Genomic DNA, 17,302 nt, shown 5'->3' on the forward strand with positions numbered 1-17,302 from the left:
CCGGGCATAGCGGGGTGCCGTCGTGGTGGGACGTGGCCGGACGTGAGGCGAACCCGTCGAGGGGCCAGTCACGCGGCGGCATGGTCCGGGCCGGTTCCCCGCATTCGGGGCAGCGCAGCGACCCCGGCGCGGACGTCGGGCCGTGGGCGGCGTGGTCGTGGTCGGGGTAGCCGTGGGGGGTGGTCACGGTCTGTTCCTTTCGTGACGCGTGTAGATGGGCGTGCGGGTGCCGGGGCCGGGCGTGGTGCCCGGCCCCGGCGGGGCGGTAGGTCAGGCCGCTACCGGCGCGGCGGCGGCCTCGTCGGTGCCGGCCTCGTCGTCGGCGGCGGTGTCGTCGGTCTGCGGCGGGGCCATGAACGCGCGGACCTCGGCGGGCGGGGCGGGCGGGTTGTCCGCGAGGGCGTAGGTTTCCGGGGCCTCACGGGTCAGGATCAGCACACCGGCCCCGGCGAGCTTGGACATGGCGTTGCGGACCGCGCCGGGGCTACGCCCGCCGATCTCACGGGCGCCGGTGCCCGGGGTCACGTCGTGGCCGGTGCCGAGGTCACGCATGAACGCCTCGACCCGGTTGCGCAACTCGTTCTTGCCCAGCTTCACCGACCCGTCGCTGTTGATCTCACCCGTGGTGCGGCCGGTGCCGTTGGCGCGGCGGGCCGAGGGGCGGCGGATCTTGCGGGTGTGACCGCACGTCGGGCACGTGGTGTGCGTCGGGGCGTTGGCCGGGTCCACGGTGGCGAGGTCGCCGTCCCCGATGACCCACAGCTCGTTACCGTCGTCGTCAACGGGCAGGCGACGGGCGGCCCCGGCAACCTCCATCGCGGCGAGGATCGTGTCGCCCATCGCGACCGACAGACCGCTCTCGTTGATCGCCTCGTCGGCGGTGATGCCGTCGGGGTGCCCACCCAGCACACCGGCCATGATCAGCACCTTGAGGTCAGGCTGACGCGGGGCGACCGGCACCCCCGACACCGGCGCACCGGACACGGGGGCCTCCGGTAGCGCGGACTCGTCCGCCCCGCCGCCCCCGTTCGCGTCGTCGGCGGGGGCCGCCCCGTCGGTGGCATCCGGGGTCGCGTCGGTGGCGTCGTCGCCCTGGGTCGCCTCGTCGGTCGCGGAGGTCGCCTCGTCGGTCGCGTCCGGGGTCGCGTCGTCGCCCTGGGTCGCCTCGGTGGCGTTGTCGGCCGGAGTCGGCTCGTCGGTCGCGTCGGTGGTGACGGGCTGCCAGATGTCGGCGCTCTTGCGGTTGCCGTTGGTCGGGCCGGGGGTGCGGGTGGCGGTACCGTCGGCCTCCATCGCGGCGAGGGCCTTGGCGGCGGTGGACTGACCCACCCCGGCCTCGGCCGCGAGGTCACGGACGGTGATGCCGTCGGGGTGGTTGGCGAGGGTCCGGGCAACGGTGGCGGCGGTGGTCGGGGCGGTGTTGGCGTTGGTGGACATGGCGAATAAACCTCCGTGCAATAGGGGTCGGCAATAGTGATGCCGCGTGCGTGTGGTGCGCATTGTTTGCGGTTTCGCCGGGGCGGTTTTTGTTGCCCACGTCCATGGACCCTCTGCACGCGACGATTGTCAACCCCGTTGCGCAAGACTCTTTACGGGGACCACCCCGGGCCGCTTCCGTTCTCGATGCAGGAACCGCCACTGCCACCCGAAACACCATTTGACGGCCCCGTGTCCAACGCTGTGGCACGTTCGGCGCGGCTCCCTAGTGCCGCATAGGGCGGGCGGCGCGGGGGCTGCTCACACCGTCTTACGGGGTCGCGGTTTCCGGGTCGGAGCGACTACGCCGCGCGCCCGGCGGACCGGACGCGCGGCACTCACGGCAACCCACGGGGGCCTTCTTTGAATGTGCGAAAAATCACTTCATGAGTTTACAGTGCCACGCCTTTTCCGCGCATGAAAGGAACCGGGTCAACGGCATTGTCCTCGGCGGCGGGATAGCCTTCGTGGATTTCGTAGTGCAAATGCGGACCGGAAGAGTTTCCGGAACTCCCGACGTGGCCGATAGGCTGCCCCGCTATCACCGTCTGCCCTATCCGCACCATGGGCTGTCGCACCATGTGGCAGTACCGCGAAACGATGTTCCCCGCGTGCTGGATCTCCATATACCAGCCGCACCCGCCGAGCCCGGGGTAGCCGTCACGGTCGCACGGCATCGGGTCCCCGGTGGGTTCCCATGAGTCGCCCCCGACGTTGCACCGCACGCGTACTACGACGCCGCCGGACGCGGCCCGGATGACGGTGCCCTTCCCGGCCATGATGTCAACGCCGTCATGGCCGGGCCGCTCACCGGTGCGGAACCCGGAACCCGCCGTGCCCACCACCGGGCGCGTCCACCCGGCGGCACTGACCGGCGCACCGTCGCAGACGGGCAGCGTTCCGCCGGTGTACGCCGCAACGATCTCGGTTGCCCGCGTCTCGTGTTTGGCGTACGCGTCCGGGTACGCCGACCGTTGCACCTTCTGTGCGGCCTCGGTGAGCGGTAGCCGTTCCCATCCGGGCACCCGTAGCAACGCCTCGAAGAACGTCGCAGCGGCGTACTCGGGGTTCATGATCTGTTCCGGGGTGCCCCATCCTTGCGACGGTCGCTGTTGGAACAGCCCCAACGAGTCATGATCGTTGTTCGGGCCGAGGTCACCGTGATTGATCAACGACGACTCTTGCAACGAGGTGGCAACGGCGATCACCCACCCGCGCACCGGTACCCGCATCCGCTCACCCACGGCCACGATCACCCCGGCGTTACGGGCCTGTTCCGCCGTCAACCCCGCCGGGGTGGCACCCGGCACGGTTACCGCCCCGACGCAACTACCGCCGCCCCCGCCCCCGCCGAACACCGAGGAGACGACCCCGGCAGTAGCCGCCGTGAGCAACAGCAGCAACCCGGCGACCCCGACCGCGACCCACACGGCTAGCCGTCCCACGACCCACCGTCCCCGCCCGGTGCGGGCAGCCCGGCCAGCTTCACCCGGTTGGGATGCCCCACCATCCGCCACACCGGCCCCGCCGGGCCGCCGGACGCGGCGGCGTGGTCGGCGGCGGCGGTTGCCACGGTCACCCCGTCCGGCACCCCGGCCCGCCGGAGGTGGGCATGGAGGTTGGTCTCACGGGCGGTGGTGGGTAGCCAGAACAGCACCGGATACGCGCGGCGGGGCGGTAGGGCGGCGTAGTCGGTCAGCTTGCCCACGACCCGGGAAAGGGTTTCGGTGCCGAGGTCGGCCTCGATCCAGAACGGCACCGCCGGGCCGTTGTCGGACCACACGCCGTGTCCGTCCGGGCGGACCAGGTTGCCGCACGCCTCGCGGCAGCGTGCCTCGTTCCACCACCGCACCAACCGCGCCCCGGGGTGCGTGCGGGCGTGAGCCGTGAGCGCGACGAAGAACCCGTTCACCGTGAGCAGGTGCGCCAGTGTCGGGGACATGGCGAGTCGGGCGGTGGCGTCGCGTACGACGGCGGGACGGGGCAGCGTCTCGCCTCGTCCGGCCGCGATGAGGGCCGCGCCGACCGGGCCGAGGGTCCACCTCCACGCTTGCGAGCCGGGCCGCTGGTAGTGGCGGAACCGGTCGAGGATGTCTCGATCGTGAAGGGTGTTGAGGCGGTTGCGGGCACGGCCGACGGAACCGAAGGCGAGGTCGACGAGCTGGTCGGTGGTGAAGGTCCGGTGCTGGTCGAGCAGGTCCAGGAGGTGCCGGTCTCGGGGGGTGAGTCGGCCGAGTTCGGCGGCCACGACGGACGCCGTGAGGCGGGAGCTGCCGGTGGCAGATGTGCGGGTAGGAGGGATATCTCTTATCAGTCGGTTCCGGTCCACCGGTCCTCCTCACCCCCGTCCGCGTGCGCGTATGGCGTGTTCAAGGGGGTGTGTTCACCCGGCTGTTCGTGGTCGTTGGGTTGCTCGTTGGATCGCTCGTTAGAGGTCTCGTTAGACCACTCGGGGTGAGAAGCGAAGGTGTTGCGGCCTACCAGTTCCACCGCCGCTCCCTCGACGGGTGTCGACCGCTCGGCCGGTGCGGCAGCGGTCGCGGTCTCGCCGAGCAGCCGGCGACGTTCCTCGGCGGTGAGGCCGGTGTGGTCGCGGGCGGCGCGGCGCAGCTCGCCGGCTCGGCTCGGCAGAGGAGGTGACGGGGGCTCGGTGTCGGCGGTGACCGGTGGCACCACTCGGCCACGGGCGACCGGCCGCAGGACGACTTCGTAGCCGCCGAGGCGGATCAGGTCCCCGTCATCGAGGTACGGCCGTAGGTGCCGGGCCTGGTCGATGGCATCGCGGGGCGCGAGGGCGAAGTACACCTTGTTGCGGGCGTTGGCGTCGATCGCCTCCACCATGTCCCCGGACAGTTGGCCGAGGTACTGGTGGGCGAGGACGAACGAGGTGTGCAGACCACGGGCCTCGGCAAGCGCGTCATCGATCCCGATGGGCAGGTGCAAGAAGTTGTGGCACTCGTCCAGGACGATCATCGCGTCGGGACGGTCGTCCTCGGGGATGCGGGCGCGGGCGGTGGTGGCCTGCCACAAGCCCGCCAGGAGCAGCGAGCCGACCAGGCGGGTGCCGTCTTCGCCGATGACGCCCTTGGGCAGGCGCGCGAGCATGATGCCGCCGTCGAGGATGTCAGCGAAGGAGAACGTGGTCGCCGGCACCCCGAACAGGCTGTTCGCCATGGGGTGCGCCAGCACGAGACGCAGCCGGGACAACAGCGGGGCCACGAGCCCGGAGCGCGACGCGGCCGGCAGCTCGTTGAACCCCTCCCAGAACTCCCCGAGGGTGTTGCCTTCCCACGCGTTCAACCTGTTGGTGACGGCGTTGACCCGGCTGGTCCGCCACGTCGAGTCGGACAGCAGCCGCGGTAGCTGGGCGAGGGTGGCGCCTTCGAGGTGGGCGAGGGTGAGTAGACCGTGGTAGCAGATGTCGGCGGTCCGGTGCCCCCACCACCGCGACCACACTTTCGCCATCACCGCCGTGAGGTTCGCGGCCACGTCGTGCGCGCTGCCGCCGTGCACGCTCGGGTCGAGCAGGTTGATCGCCGGTGGCGCGGCCCGCTCGTCCGGGTCGATGAGGACCAGCCGGTCACCGCACGACTTCGGCAGCCGGGCCAACAGATCACGAATGAGGTCACCCTTGGCCGGGTCGAACGCCGCCACACCACGCCCGGCCTCGACATCGTCCAGGATCATCCGCATCAGCAGCGTCGTTTTGCCCGTGCCGGTCGGCCCGAGCGCGTGGACGTGGTACCGACAATCGGCCAGCGAGATCCCGACCCGCATCGGTGCCCCGGCGTTGGCGATGCCGATGACCTTGCCGCCCAGGCCATGCCGCTGATCGAGCGGTACCAGGTTGAGCCTGCGACCCTCGGCGCGGGTGTTCGACGCGGCCGCCTTGCTCTTGATCTTGTTCAAGGTGTGCTCCAAACGGTCGGCGGATCGTCGCGCTGTTCCGACTCGGCTGGTGGATCGGCGAGCGGCCGGCGGCGCGGGGCCGGGGTAGCGCGGAAGACCTCGCGGGTGGCGGCCCGACGCCGCGACGCCGCGCCGGGCAGGCCGTAGGCGGCCGGTTCGGCGGGCAGCCCGGCGAAGGCGGCGGCTTCTGCGACGGAGACGAGGCTCATGCGGGCCTCGGGCACCCATCGGTCGGCCGCCGCGCCCGCGCCGGAACGTAGCCGACGGCGGGTGAAGTGCGCTGACAGCAGCCCGAACCCCGAGCTGACATCGGCCGCCGCCGCGACAGCGGCGGCCTTGGCCGGGCCAGCGGCCACCGCGTGTACGGCGACGAGGAGGTGTGGTGCGTCGGCGTACTTCGCCCGTGCCTGCCGGGCCAGTTCGGCGGTGTACGGGTCGGTCGCGCCGGTGCGCCGCCTCGTACTCGGCGAGCCGCCGGGAGTGAAGATATCCAACACGCCGAGGATCAGCGCTCGCAGCCCGTCGGCGAGCAGCCCGGCAGCGCGGGCGGTTCCTCGGGCTCGGCGGGCGCGTTGGGGGTTGGTCATCGCGCGGCGGAGCAGCCGCAAGCGGTGAGCTGGTGCGCGGCCGAGGTGGACTTGCAGGAGCGCGCCGCCGGTGCGTCCGGCCGAGGCGAGCCCGCCGTAGACGGCCCGTAGCCGGTCCTCCTCGGGGGCGCCCGCGTCCACGCCTCGGCGCGGGACCGGTGCGGCGTCCTCGACCAAGGGCAGCCACTCTGGCTGGGTGGGCCAGACCGCGAGGACGGCCACGGCCCCGGTCGTCGGGACGGCCGGTGGGCTGGTCTGTTCGGCGCGGACGCCGGGCCAGCCGCGTTGCAGCAGCCGCACGACGGCGGTCGGGTTGACGCCCGGTGGCAGCCACAGCCCACACCGCATCCCGTCCGGGTCGGCGACGACCTCCCAGACGAGCCGGGCCGGGCGCAGCGCCCAGCGGCGCGGCGCGGGCAACACGGTGGCGAGCAGCCGCCAAAGTCCGATCGTCGCGGCGGAAGTGGCGGTCGCCGGTGGGGTGATCTGCAGCCACCGTGCTCCGGCGGCGTGCCGCTGCCAGACGCGCCGCCGCCACACCGTCCACAGGACTCGGATGGTGATGAGCGCGACCAGGGCGGCGAGGAGCATCGGCCACCGGTCGCGAACGAGATGCCACACAGCGCCGGTGGCGTCGTCGCCCCACGAGCCGCACAGCAGCTCACCCACGAAGGAGCCGGGCACGCCACCCTGACCAGGCACACACCCGGCAGGCTCCGGAGGCGGCGACGGCGGGGATAGGGACAGGACAGGGACGGGGACCATCGGAGACTCCGATCGGCAGGAGGAAAGAGGCTCAGCGGCGGCGGACCGGCAGGCCGGTGACCGGGCCGGTAACGATCAGCTCGTGCTCGGTGGCCGAGGCATGGCTGTGGAAGGCCACCCGCGCCGACCCGGCCGTGAGCAGAGCGTCTCCGCGCTGACAGGACAGCAGGAACGCCCGTTCGCCGTCGGTGAGCCCGAACGCCTCGGCGACGGCGTCGATCGCCTGGGGTGCCTGCCGCAGCAGCACCTGCGTGGCCGCGTTGCTGACCACGGCGCGGCCGGTCTTGGTGGCGAGCACGTCAGCGGCGTCCTGAGTCACGACGGTCAGGCCCACGCCGTACTTGCGGGCGGACTTGGCCAGGGTCTCCAGGAACACGCCGCCGCGACCGCCGGAGAGCAGTTTCCATGCCTCGTCTACCAGCACCATCCGCAGCACGTCCGGTCGAGCGCCGGAGGCGGTCGCGCCGCGTACGGTGCGCCAGATCGTGTCCAGGGTGAGCAGCGTGCCGACCGGGTGAAGTTGCTCGGGGAGGTCCTTGATGGCGAAGACCACGAGGTGCCCTCGGGCGGCGGTGGTGGTGGGGCCGTCGAACAGGCCCTTCATGCTGCCGGCGACGTAGGGGTGCAGGCGGGCGGCGACGCGGCGGCCGGCGTCGTCGGTGTCCTCCAGCGCGGCCATCACATCAGCGAGGAGCGGCGGCGGTCGCCTCCAGGTGCGCGGGTCGGTGGTGATGCCCTTGCCCCGGTACGCGGCCAGCACGGCGACGTCCAGCGAGCGGGCCTCGTCGCCGGGCAGGGGTGCGCTGACGGCGGTGTCACCGCTGCCCATCACGGTCACGAGCGTGTGCAGGAACCGTGCCCGGTCGTTGAGGGCGTCGTCGTCATCGGCCGGCAGGTCGAGAGGGTTGATCTTCACGCCGGCCGCGCCGAGGCGGATGACGGTACCGCCGACCGCGTCGGCCAGCCGGAGGTATTCGTCTTCGGGGTCGATGACGAACGCCTCCACCCCGAGGCACAGGTTGCGCAACAGGTCGAGCTTGGCCAGGTACGACTTGCCTTCCCCGGAGCGGGCCAGGATGACGGCGTTGTAGTTGGACTGCGCCCACCGGTCCCAGACGACGACCCCGGCCGAGTGCAGGTTGAACCCGAACAGCACGCCCATGCCGCTGTCTCCGGCGGTGTCGGGCAGGTCGGGGCTGGTGAACGGAAAGGCTGCGGCGAGGGCGTCGGTGTCGAAGACCCGCTTCATCCCGAGCGCGTCGAACGCCAGCGGTAGGCCACTGATCCAGCCCTGCAATTGCCGCCAGGTCACCGGCGCGGTGTCGAGCAGCAGGGAGGCGGCCAGGGACCGCACCTCGGCCACCCGGTCGGCGAGGTCGGCGGCGCTGGTGCCGTGCACGGTCAGGTACAGGCCGAGCCGGAACAACCTCGCCTCACCGCGCGCGAGACGGCCGGCCAACTCGGCGGCGTCAACCGCGGCGGCGTCGAGTTCCGGATCGTCCAGGCGGCCCTTCGCCGCGTCCTGCCGGCGCGAGGACTCGAACCGGCCGCGCTGCTTGCGCAGCCGCTCGGAGGCCACCGCCGGCGGGACCGGCTCGATGTGGAAGGCGGCGTCGACCAGGCCCGGGTAGGACAGGATCGGCTCGGCCCACCCGGGGCCGACCTCGGCCGGGTAGCCGACCACCGCCAGGGTCGCGCTGTAGCCGTCCCCTACCCGGACGTGCCGGCCGTCGACCTCGACGGCATCCGGCACCCCGGGCAGGACCGTGGTCGACTCTGGCAGGGAACGCCGCCGCTTCGGCAGCAGCGTGGAGAACGGGCTCACAGCTCGTCACCTCCGACAGATGTGGCGTAGGGCGTGACGGTCGGAGCGGTGGGGTCGAGGCTGGCCGCCAACCGCACCCCGGCGTCCGACCCATCGAGGACCCGGGCGGGAACCTCGCAGCCGCCGAGGGCGCGAACCACCTCGGCCGCGTGGTGCGCGGCGTGGTGCGCGCCGCGCCGACTCCGAACGGCGACGGTGACCTGCCGGTGCAGCAGCTCGCGCTGCCCGGCCAGGTCATCGAGAAACTGGACGTGCGCGCGGGCGGCGTCCTCCAACGCCGGGTGCGGCAGCCCTGGCGCGGCGGCGAGAAACCGATCGGCCAGGTAGGTCAGGTCCACCCGCTGTGCCCGCACCACGATCTGCGCCGGCCCGTCGAGGCTGTGCAGCCACCGCGCGAACCCGGCCACCAAGCCGTTCTGCTCTCCGGGTGTTCGCAGCCCGAAGGCGACCGTCGAGGCGGCGACCAGGCCTGTGGTGCCGTCCGGCCCGAGATCGATCAGCCCGTCGCCGGTGATACCTCGCGCGGGCAGCCGCAGCGGTGCGGGCAGCGGTAGCCGGTCACCCGGCCCGGCGGTGGTGGCAACCCACGCCGGGGCCGGGGTGACCGGTCCCTCGGCCGGCACGAGCCGGCGAGGGCTGCGGCGGTGCCGCAGCGCTGCGAGGACCCAGGCGTCGAGCGGGATGCCGTCCCGGCGGCCGACCGCGAGCAGGAACGCCCCGGCGGCGATCGGCGTCGCCGCCACGAGGAACACCAGCGGATGCACGAGCGTCGCCACCGCCGTCCACGCCGCGTAGAGCAGCAGTCCCGTGACGGTCAGGATCACCAACTGCCGTCCCGACATGCCGAACGCGATCCTGTCCGGCCGCTCGATGTCTGCGGGCACTCGAGCCCGCATCGGAGCCTCGTCGCTGCGGCGGTTCATCGCTGATCACTCCTCGGTTTCGGTGACGGGCGCCGTACCGGAGCGGACGACCGAGCCGGCGACGGGCCGGTACGGACGGTGGTCGGACCCATCGAGGGCGCACCGGTTGCCGGGGACGGCCTGGCCGCCGGGGACCGGGACGGGCGCGGCGGCGGGGACGGAACCACCGACCGGCGGCCGTCCGGGGACGGCGGTACGGACGGGGCCGGTGGACGGGGCCGGGCCGTGCTGGTGGTCGGTGCCCGCCGGGCGGCGGCGGTGTTCACAACCGCCGGGGTGCCCGCGTTCGTGGCCGCTTGCCCGCTGGGGGTGGCACGCCTTGCCGCTGTGGGCCGCGTTGCCGGGGTTGAGGCCCGTCGCGGCCTCCCGGCTGCCGGTGCGGCCGGAGCTGCGGAGAATACCGGTGTGACCGGGGCAGGTGGCCGGCGCGGGGCGGTCTGCGGCGCTGGTGCGGCCGAGAACGTCACCGCTGGTGCCGGGCCGCCGCGCGGGAGTTTCGGTGCCGTGGTGGTGGCGTCGCTGAAGGCGACCCGTGCCGGTGGCGCGGCTGGGGCAGGCGGACTCGGCTGAGGTGGGGACGGGTGGGAGAACGTCGCGGCCGGGACGCCGCCGGACGGCGGTGCGGATGGTGTGGACGGGGCCGTCGGATGGCTGAACGTGGGGGCCGCGTTCGTCCCGGACGGCGCGGGCAACGGCGTATGGGTGACGGGGGCGTGGCTGAAGACCACTGGTCCCGGTGGGGGCGGTGGGACGGGCATCGGCCCCGGACGGGGCGGGCGCGGTGGACGGGGGCCGCCCCAGGACGGACGGGGGCCGGATGGACGAGGGGCCGTCCGTCCGCCGGTCCGGGACGGGCTCGCGCCGAGGATGCCGGCCGCCGCACCCAAGGTTTTGATCATGATGAAGGCGTGGACGAGTTGCCCGAGCAGTCCTCGCCCGTTCTGGCCGAGTGGGCCGAGGACGAACTGTCGCATCCAACCCGGCAGCTTGATCAGCAGCCACAGCATCGTCAGGCACACCACGATGCCGAGGAGCCCTTGCCCGGTCGCGGGCACGCCCATCACGGTCGGTCCGGCGGGAGTGAGGAACACCTTGACGGCGGCCATAACGACGATGGCCTGACCGAGTTGCAGGCCAAGGCAGGCCAGCACGCAGCGCCACCACAGGTGGGCCAGGCCCTCGGTGAGCGGGCTGGCGTGGCAGAGCAACGCCGCCGGGCCGACACCGACCAGGATGACCAGCGCCGCCAGACGCACCACGAACGTGAACTCCAGGACGAGGCACATCACGATCACGGCGATGGCCAGCAACGCCATCAGGAACCCGCCGCCTTGCAGGGCGTCGTCCACGACCTGCCCGATCGCGGTCGCGGCGGTCGGCCCGTCGATCGTGTTCCCGGCGATGGCCACGGTCAGCGCGTTGGTCAGTTCGATGGCCTTCTGACCGATGATCAGGCTGCAATTGGCCAGCACCACGCCGACGGCGATGCGGGGTAGCACCTGCTTGAGGCCATACTGGGTTTGCAGGGTCTCGCGGGCGCTGACCAGAAAGCCTCCGGCGACGATGAACAGCACGATGACGCCGTTGGCGACGACCAGGCTGGTCGTCCAGATCGCCTTCACGTGCTCGTTGCTGGTGAGGTCGGGGGTCGACAGCCACGACGCGCCGAGGGCTTCCATCACGGGCTGGAGGGCCTGCTCGACGGCCCACACGACCAGGTCCACGACCGCCTTGCGGATCTGGCCTCCGATGTCGTACCAGGCCGGATCATCGCTGACAGAGGACTGACCGGGACTCGGGGCCGGGCCGGGCGTGGGCACCGGTGTTGCCGGAGGGGACGGCTCCACGCCCGGGGGGCGGACGCCGGGGTCAGGCACGCCGGGCATCGGCGGCGTGCCGGGTGCGGTGGAAGGCGGGCCGGGGGCCGGGCTGGGCTCGGCGTGCGCCGGCCCGGCCCAGGCGAGGGTCACGGTAAGTCCGGCGAGGATCACCAGGCCGAGCAGCAGCAACGCCACGGGTCGGACCGTGCGGCGGGGTCGGATCGCGAGGGTAGTCATCAGGCCACCCACGCGCCGACGATGGTCACGAACAGCGGCGCGAGCAGCGCGAGGGCGTAGCCGATCGCGGCGGACCGCAGCGCGAGCTTGGCCTTCTCGACCTCGCCGGGATCGCCATTGGCGGCCATGTAGCGCAGCCCGCCGACGGTCAAGAAGAGGGTGGCAACGGCGACGAGGATGCCGATCAGCCAGGTACGGATGTTGTTGGCGACCTGTTCGATCGACTCGACGGCCAGCACCACCGGGGCGGACTCGGCCGCGTACGCCACGTGGGGCACGGCGACGAGGACTGCGGTCACCGCGGCGGTGTTGAGGAGGACCAGCGCAGGGCGGACAGTTCGAGGACGGTGTCGACGCAGGCGGCGGACGAATGGCCGTCCGCGCCTGCCGGCCCCGAGACGGCGGCGGGCCGCCGCCTCGGGGCACGGGAAGGGGACGTGGTTCATGGGGTTGGGCACCTCCGGTGCGCGCGCCTGAGCAGCCCGCAGCGGGGCGTGGGTGCGCGAGTGGGCTTGGCGAAGGCGGGACCGGACGATGCGCTTGGTGAGGTGACCTGTGATACCGACCGGCGCGGCCGTCCTCCTCACTGGGAAGGCGGGTGAGCCGGGACCGTACGGGTGTCAGCGCCGTCAACGGGTCCGGTCGGAGAAGGTCACCTGCGCGGAAGAGTCCCGCACTAGGGGATTACAAATCCGGGCCTCGGATTGGAAACCCGCAGTTCAGATGGCCTGCTTCCGGGCGGCCGGGGAGCCGACCACCAGGGTCGAGGTGGCCTCGTTGACCGCATCGATGTACGGGTCGGACAGCTCACCGGACTCGATCGCGGCCTTGAGCCGGGCGACGGCGGCCGTGCGCCGCTTGTAGAGATTCCAGCGAGGCTGACCGGTCCGCTCGGCGTACTCGGTGAGGCTGACCTCTTCCAGGTACGTCGCGCCGATCAGCTCCGCCTCCTGGACGGTGATGGCCCCGGCGTTGACCGCGCGGGCGAGCACGAGATCCGGGTGCCCGTACGGGGCCGGCGGCAGCACCGCCCCGGGGGCGTGGTTCGGTGCCCCGGACGAGGTCGGCTCCAGGTCACGCAACTCCGTGCGGGCCTTCGAGAACGCGGCCGACAGCAGGTTCCCGACCAAGCCCGGCTTGGCCACATCGACCGTGCCGAGAGCCCGAAGGAAGTGCTCGACGATGGCGGCCTGCACGTCGCCGGTGAACAGCTTCGCCAGCAGGTACGCCTTGAACCGCAAGCCCGGCAGCGCGACTCCAACCGCCCCGGCACGCCACGCCGGGTCACCAGTCCGGGCCTGCCGCACCAGCAGCCGCCACGCGGCGTCTCGGGCGGCGTAACCGCAGGACGGGTGCATGAGGATCGCCGACAGCTCGGGCAGGGCGATGACCCGGCGGGGCAGGCCGTGACCCAGGCTGCGGCCGTCCACCGACAGCGGGCTCGGTCCCTGCCCCATCAGCCGGAACCGGTACTCGATGTCGTTGAGCAACGTCTCGCCACGCGGTCCGACAGCCGAACCGGAGAGGGGGGTACGACGGTCCATGGTGGTGCTCCCTCGTGATGACCGTGTGCCGTCCGGCGGGAGTGCCGGTCGGCGCTGTGCCACCACGCCACCAGGGCCTTTGAACAGATCATGAACACTGCTGATCTTGTTCAAGCGGGCTCGACACGTGTTCAACCCGGCCGTCGCCGATGCCCGTCGATGCGCCTCGGCGGCAGCCGGCCGAGACCCCGAGTCAGGCTGTTCAACCCGTGGTCAGGCTGTTCAAGCACTCCGCGCCGGCCGCAGCCGCTTCGAGACAGCAGACTTGAACACGCCCGCAACATATCCACCTTTACGAATAAAGCCGGAGGGCCGGGAGAGGCCACGAAACGCGCCCCGGGGCGATCTTGTTCAAGCCCGGAGGCGGGTCAGCCCGTCGGTGTTCAGGCAGACGAGGATCTTGTTCAACCCCTCGGGCTCGGGCAGGGTGGCGAGGTCAGCGCGCGGCAGGGCTTCCAATTCGGGGCTCGGATTTGTAATCCCCTAGTGTCAGCGCTCGTCGGCGGACGTGGCCCACACGCCCATGCCGAAGCCCAGTTCCACTGCCCCCGGTGCCCGGCCGCAGCCGGCACCGGTCGGGCTGCTCCTTCCCCGCACCCGCGTCCCGCGCACGCCTCGTCCGGCAGTGCCGGACTGGCACGGACTATCCCCGAACCACCTCGCCTACCTCATCCGCCGCTACACCCACGTCGGCGACGTGGTACTCGACATTGGAGGGCACCCCGCCGCCATCGCGGCGACCGCCTACCTGGACCGGGTACCGGCCCGGCTGTTCACCGGTCGCCACGGCGTGCACGTGCGGCTCCTCACGTCGGCCCCCGAACGCCGCGCCATGCGACGTCCCGGCCCAGGTGTCGACCTGGTCCTGGCGGCCCTGCCGCAGGGCGCACAGGGCCTCGCCGGAGACGGCATCGCCACCGCAATGAGCACGTGGCGGCCTCTGCTCCGCCCCGGCGGGTTCCTGCTGGTCGGACTTACCGCCTCGCAGCCTCAGCCGGGCGAGGTCAGCCGCCGCACCACGGTCATCGCCGCCGCCCGCGCGGCCGGGCTCTTCTACCACCAGCACATACCCGCCGTCCTCGTCCCGCTGCCCGAACACGAGCCACGCACCGCCCCGGAATACCCCGACGAGGCCGACGACGGCCGGCGTCTGCTCGCCGGCCGTCACCTGCCGACTTTCCGGGATCTGGTCGTGTTCGCCACCACCGCCACCGGTGAGGAGAACGCCCGTGACTGAGTCCCGTCCGCCGCTCCACACCGCCGGCCACCCCGGGTCCGAACCGCCATACCCCGATGCGTCCGACCTGGCATCCCTGCTTGCCGAGGGCTACCTCGGCTCGGTCTGGCTCACCGGTCAACACCCGTCTCGCGACTTGCGGCGCGGCCGATACACCCCGCAGTCGTTGACGCACCCCGGCAAGATGCTGCCGACCATTCCCCGGTACGCCATCCGCACCTACACCAACCCCGGCGAGGTGGTCCTCGACCCCATGGCCGGCATCGGCACCACCGTCATCGAGGCCATGCGCCTCGGTCGCCATGGCGTCGGCGTCGAGTACGAAGCCGAATGGGTCGCCCAAGCGGCGGACAACATCCGCCACACCCTCCAGGCCGGGGCATCGGGCCGGGGCGAGATCTACCACGGTGACTCGACCGCGCTGCCGTCCCTGCTGCCGGCCAGCCTGCACGGGCGGGTCTCCTTGGTGATCACCTCGCCGCCGTACGGGTCGTCCACCCACGGCCACGTCCGCACCCCCGGCCCGAGACGCGGCAAGGTCCGCAAGATCAACCACAGGTACGGCGACGGGGACAACCTCGCCTACCGTAGTCACCACGAGCTGGCTGACGGGTTCACCGCGATCCTCGCCGGCTGCCGTCAACTCCTGCGGCCCGGCGGACACGTCGTCGTCACTGCCCGGCCCTACCGCCGCCACGGCGAACTCATCGACATCCCCGGCATGGTCGCCGCCGCCGGCATCAACGCCGGCCTCGAACTCGTCGAAGAGTGCATCGCCCTCATCTGCGGCGTCCGCGACGGCATGATCGTCCCCCGCGCCTCGTTCTTCCAGCAGAAGAACATCCGCGACGCCATCGCCACCGGCGACCCGCAATGGCTCGTCCAACACGAAGACGTCTTGATCCTCAAAGCCCCCCTGATCTCCGAGAGTTCGGCCGAACCGACGTACTCGCGACGCGAATCCGTACTCGGTCAGCCGCACGCCCTCGGGCACCACTCAACATCGCCTCGGCCAGTCACCGACGACACGCGCCGTGATCACAGGCTTGATGCCTTCACCCCGCCACGCGTGGATCGACGTCCACAACCGGTGCCCCCCGCCGACGCGGATGGCACCACCGCACCCCCGGCCCACCCGGGCCGGGACGCTGAAAGGACATCCGACCCGTGCCGTTCCTACCCGCGTCCCCTACCAAGGTCCGTACGACCAGATGCCACCGACCACCGGCGGTCTGCCGACAACGACAGGGCGACCCGGCAGCCCGGCCCATCCGACGCGGCAGGCCGCCGATGACCGCGCCGACCGCCGCCGAGTGGCGGCCCGACCCTCTCTTGACCATTGATGACGTTGCAGCCTGGCTGGGTAAGCCGAAGAACACCCTCTACGCCTGGCATAGCCGAGGCAAGGGACCACGCGCCATCCGCGTCGGCAACACCCTGCGCTACCGACGCAGCGAAGTCGAACGCTGGCTCGACGCCCACACCGACCCGGAGCGATGAGCCATGGCACGCCCCCCTCTCCCGATCGGCACCTGGGGTGCCATCCGCACCGAGAAGCTCGGCCCCAACCGGTACTGCGCCCGAGCCCGATACCGGGACCACGACGGTAAGACCCGCGACGTCGAGGCCACCGATACCACCGGCCCGGCCGCCATCCGAGCGCTGAAGATCAAGCTGCGTGACCGCGTTGCCCCCAACGACGACGAGATCACCAGGGAGACCCACATCAGCACGCTCGCCGCGCTGTGGCTGGAGGAGATCGCTGCGGAGGAACGCATCTCGCCACAGAGCATCAGTAGGTACGAGATCAGCGTGCGCGTCTCGATCGTGCCCGCCCTCGGCAACCTACGCATCCGAGAGGCCAACGCGGGTCGCCTCGACAAGTTCCTGCGGAAGGTCGCCGAGGACCGTCCGTCAGCCGCTAAGAGCGCGAAGGTCGTCCTCGGCCAGATGTTCGCCCTAGCCGTACGCCGGGGTGCGCTCACGACCAACCCCATCCGCGACACCGGCCAACTACGAAAGCCGCGCAAGAAGGTAGTCGCCCTAGAGATGGAGCAACTGGACGACGTTCGCTCGGCGATCCGGCAGTGGCAGCAGCCCACTCCCGGCAAGTCGGGACCTCGACCCACCAGCGACCTGGCCGACATCGTCGATCTCCTGCTCGCCACAGGCGCCCGCATCGGCGAGATTCTGGCACTGCGCTGGGAAGACCTCGACCTCGCCGTCGAACATCCCGTCCTCACGATCAGCGGCACCATCATCTACATCAAGGGCAAGGGCTTCTTTCGACAGGAGTGGACGAAGACCGACGCCGGTTACCGGTCAGTCGTTCTGCCCAAGTTCGCGGTCGCGATGCTGATGACCCGCAAGCTCAACGCCGCCGACAACCCCAACGACGCGATCTTCCCCTCCCGGCGCGGCACCTGGCTGTCCCCGCCGAACGTGCGCCGCCAGTGGCGGGCAGCCCGCGCCGACACCAGCCTCGAATGGGTCACCCCCCACACCTTCCGCAAGACCGTCGCCACCCTCATCGACAAGGAGGCCAACACCGACAGCGCCGCAGCCCAACTCGGACACAAAACAAAGGAGACCACCAAGAAGCACTACATCGTCAAGCCCGCCATCGCCCCGGACAGTTCGAACATCCTCGAACAACTCGGCGGACGGCCGGAGCCAGGCGATCCCGAGCACCGCTACCCCGGCCAGAGCCGGACCGCATAGGCACGGAGGGGCTGGGTGGCGGCCAGTGCCGCTACCCAGCCTTGTCGAATTTGGTCGCCCGGGGGCGTTACTGGGGGGTTTTCGGGGGACGGTTCAAGACCACATAGATAACCATGAAGGCCCTGACCAGCTTCTTGCTGGTCAGGGCCTTGTGTTGGTGCGCCGCCAGGGACTCGAACCCCGAACCCGCGGATTAAGAGGTTGATCTTGATCGAGTCGTCTGGTCCAACGGGGTGGCGTGAGTCCATCTGTTCACGG

General features: G+C 71.5%; 14 protein-coding genes. 4 read left to right on the forward strand and 10 right to left on the reverse strand.

Translation table 11 applies throughout. The features are described from left to right. Positions 1-270 precede the first annotated feature (270 nt). The 10 genes from LPA42_RS19650 to LPA42_RS19695 all read right to left on the reverse strand — a co-directional run bounded on the left by LPA42_RS19650 (position 271) and on the right by LPA42_RS19695 (position 13,086). Complete coding sequence (locus LPA42_RS19650) at positions 271-1,437, reverse strand: MarR family transcriptional regulator (protein ID WP_077936315.1); 1,167 nt, start codon at positions 1,435-1,437, stop codon at positions 271-273. Positions 1,438-1,868: 431 nt separating this feature from the next. Continuing rightward, positions 1,869-2,921 carry a M23 family metallopeptidase gene (locus LPA42_RS19655; protein ID WP_077936314.1) on the reverse strand — a complete coding sequence of 351 codons (1,053 nt, stop codon included), beginning with the start codon at positions 2,919-2,921 and terminating at the stop codon, positions 1,869-1,871. Further along, positions 2,909-3,724: a replication-relaxation family protein gene (locus LPA42_RS19660; protein ID WP_077936312.1), complete on the reverse strand. Its 816-nt coding sequence runs from the start codon at positions 3,722-3,724 to the stop codon at positions 2,909-2,911. The genes LPA42_RS19655 and LPA42_RS19660 overlap by 13 nt, the downstream gene beginning before the upstream one ends. Before the next feature lie 62 nt (positions 3,725-3,786). Beyond that, positions 3,787-5,385, reverse strand: a complete 1,599-nt coding sequence (locus tag LPA42_RS19665) for a type IV secretory system conjugative DNA transfer family protein (RefSeq protein WP_228986749.1) — start codon at positions 5,383-5,385, stop codon at positions 3,787-3,789. After that, positions 5,382-6,656 (reverse strand): hypothetical protein, encoded by a 1,275-nt coding sequence (locus tag LPA42_RS19670; RefSeq protein WP_077936309.1) that lies wholly within the window; start codon positions 6,654-6,656, stop codon positions 5,382-5,384. Before LPA42_RS19670 ends, LPA42_RS19665 begins: the two co-directional genes overlap by 4 nt. Before the next feature lie 112 nt (positions 6,657-6,768). Next, positions 6,769-8,562, reverse strand: coding sequence for a VirB4 family type IV secretion system protein (locus tag LPA42_RS19675; RefSeq protein ID WP_077936308.1), 1,794 nt, complete (start codon positions 8,560-8,562; stop codon positions 6,769-6,771). Beyond that, positions 8,559-9,485 carry a PrgI family protein gene (locus LPA42_RS19680; protein WP_077936307.1) on the reverse strand — a complete coding sequence of 309 codons (927 nt, stop codon included), beginning with the start codon at positions 9,483-9,485 and terminating at the stop codon, positions 8,559-8,561. Before LPA42_RS19680 ends, LPA42_RS19675 begins: the two co-directional genes overlap by 4 nt. Beyond that, positions 9,482-11,500, reverse strand: a complete 2,019-nt coding sequence (locus LPA42_RS19685; protein WP_228986750.1) for a hypothetical protein — start codon at positions 11,498-11,500, stop codon at positions 9,482-9,484. Before LPA42_RS19685 ends, LPA42_RS19680 begins: the two co-directional genes overlap by 4 nt. 41 nt (positions 11,501-11,541) lie before the next feature. Then, complete coding sequence (locus LPA42_RS19690; protein WP_077936305.1) at positions 11,542-11,988, reverse strand: pilin; 447 nt, start codon at positions 11,986-11,988, stop codon at positions 11,542-11,544. A gap of 273 nt (positions 11,989-12,261) precedes the next feature. Beyond that, on the reverse strand, positions 12,262-13,086 hold the full coding sequence (locus LPA42_RS19695; protein ID WP_077936304.1) for a hypothetical protein: 825 nt from the start codon (positions 13,084-13,086) through the stop codon (positions 12,262-12,264). A gap of 523 nt (positions 13,087-13,609) precedes the next feature. Between LPA42_RS19695 and LPA42_RS19700 the strand changes: the two genes are divergently transcribed. The 4 genes from LPA42_RS19700 to LPA42_RS19715 all read left to right on the forward strand — a co-directional run bounded on the left by LPA42_RS19700 (position 13,610) and on the right by LPA42_RS19715 (position 17,044). Beyond that, a complete protein-coding gene (locus tag LPA42_RS19700) occupies positions 13,610-14,323 on the forward strand; it encodes a hypothetical protein (protein WP_077936303.1) in 714 nt (237 codons plus the stop codon). A gap of 67 nt (positions 14,324-14,390) precedes the next feature. Continuing rightward, positions 14,391-15,617: a TRM11 family methyltransferase gene (locus LPA42_RS19705; protein WP_228986767.1), complete on the forward strand. Its 1,227-nt coding sequence runs from the start codon at positions 14,391-14,393 to the stop codon at positions 15,615-15,617. Continuing rightward, complete coding sequence (locus LPA42_RS19710; RefSeq protein ID WP_077936300.1) at positions 15,614-15,823, forward strand: AlpA family transcriptional regulator; 210 nt, start codon at positions 15,614-15,616, stop codon at positions 15,821-15,823. Before LPA42_RS19705 ends, LPA42_RS19710 begins: the two co-directional genes overlap by 4 nt. A gap of 3 nt (positions 15,824-15,826) precedes the next feature. Next, entirely contained in the window at positions 15,827-17,044 is a 1,218-nt protein-coding gene (locus LPA42_RS19715) for a site-specific integrase (protein ID WP_077936299.1), read from the forward strand. Positions 17,045-17,302 lie beyond the last annotated feature (258 nt).

This window comes from Micromonospora sp. DH13, from assembly GCF_020873825.1.
Classification (GTDB): domain Bacteria; phylum Actinomycetota; class Actinomycetes; order Mycobacteriales; family Micromonosporaceae; genus Micromonospora; species Micromonospora haikouensis.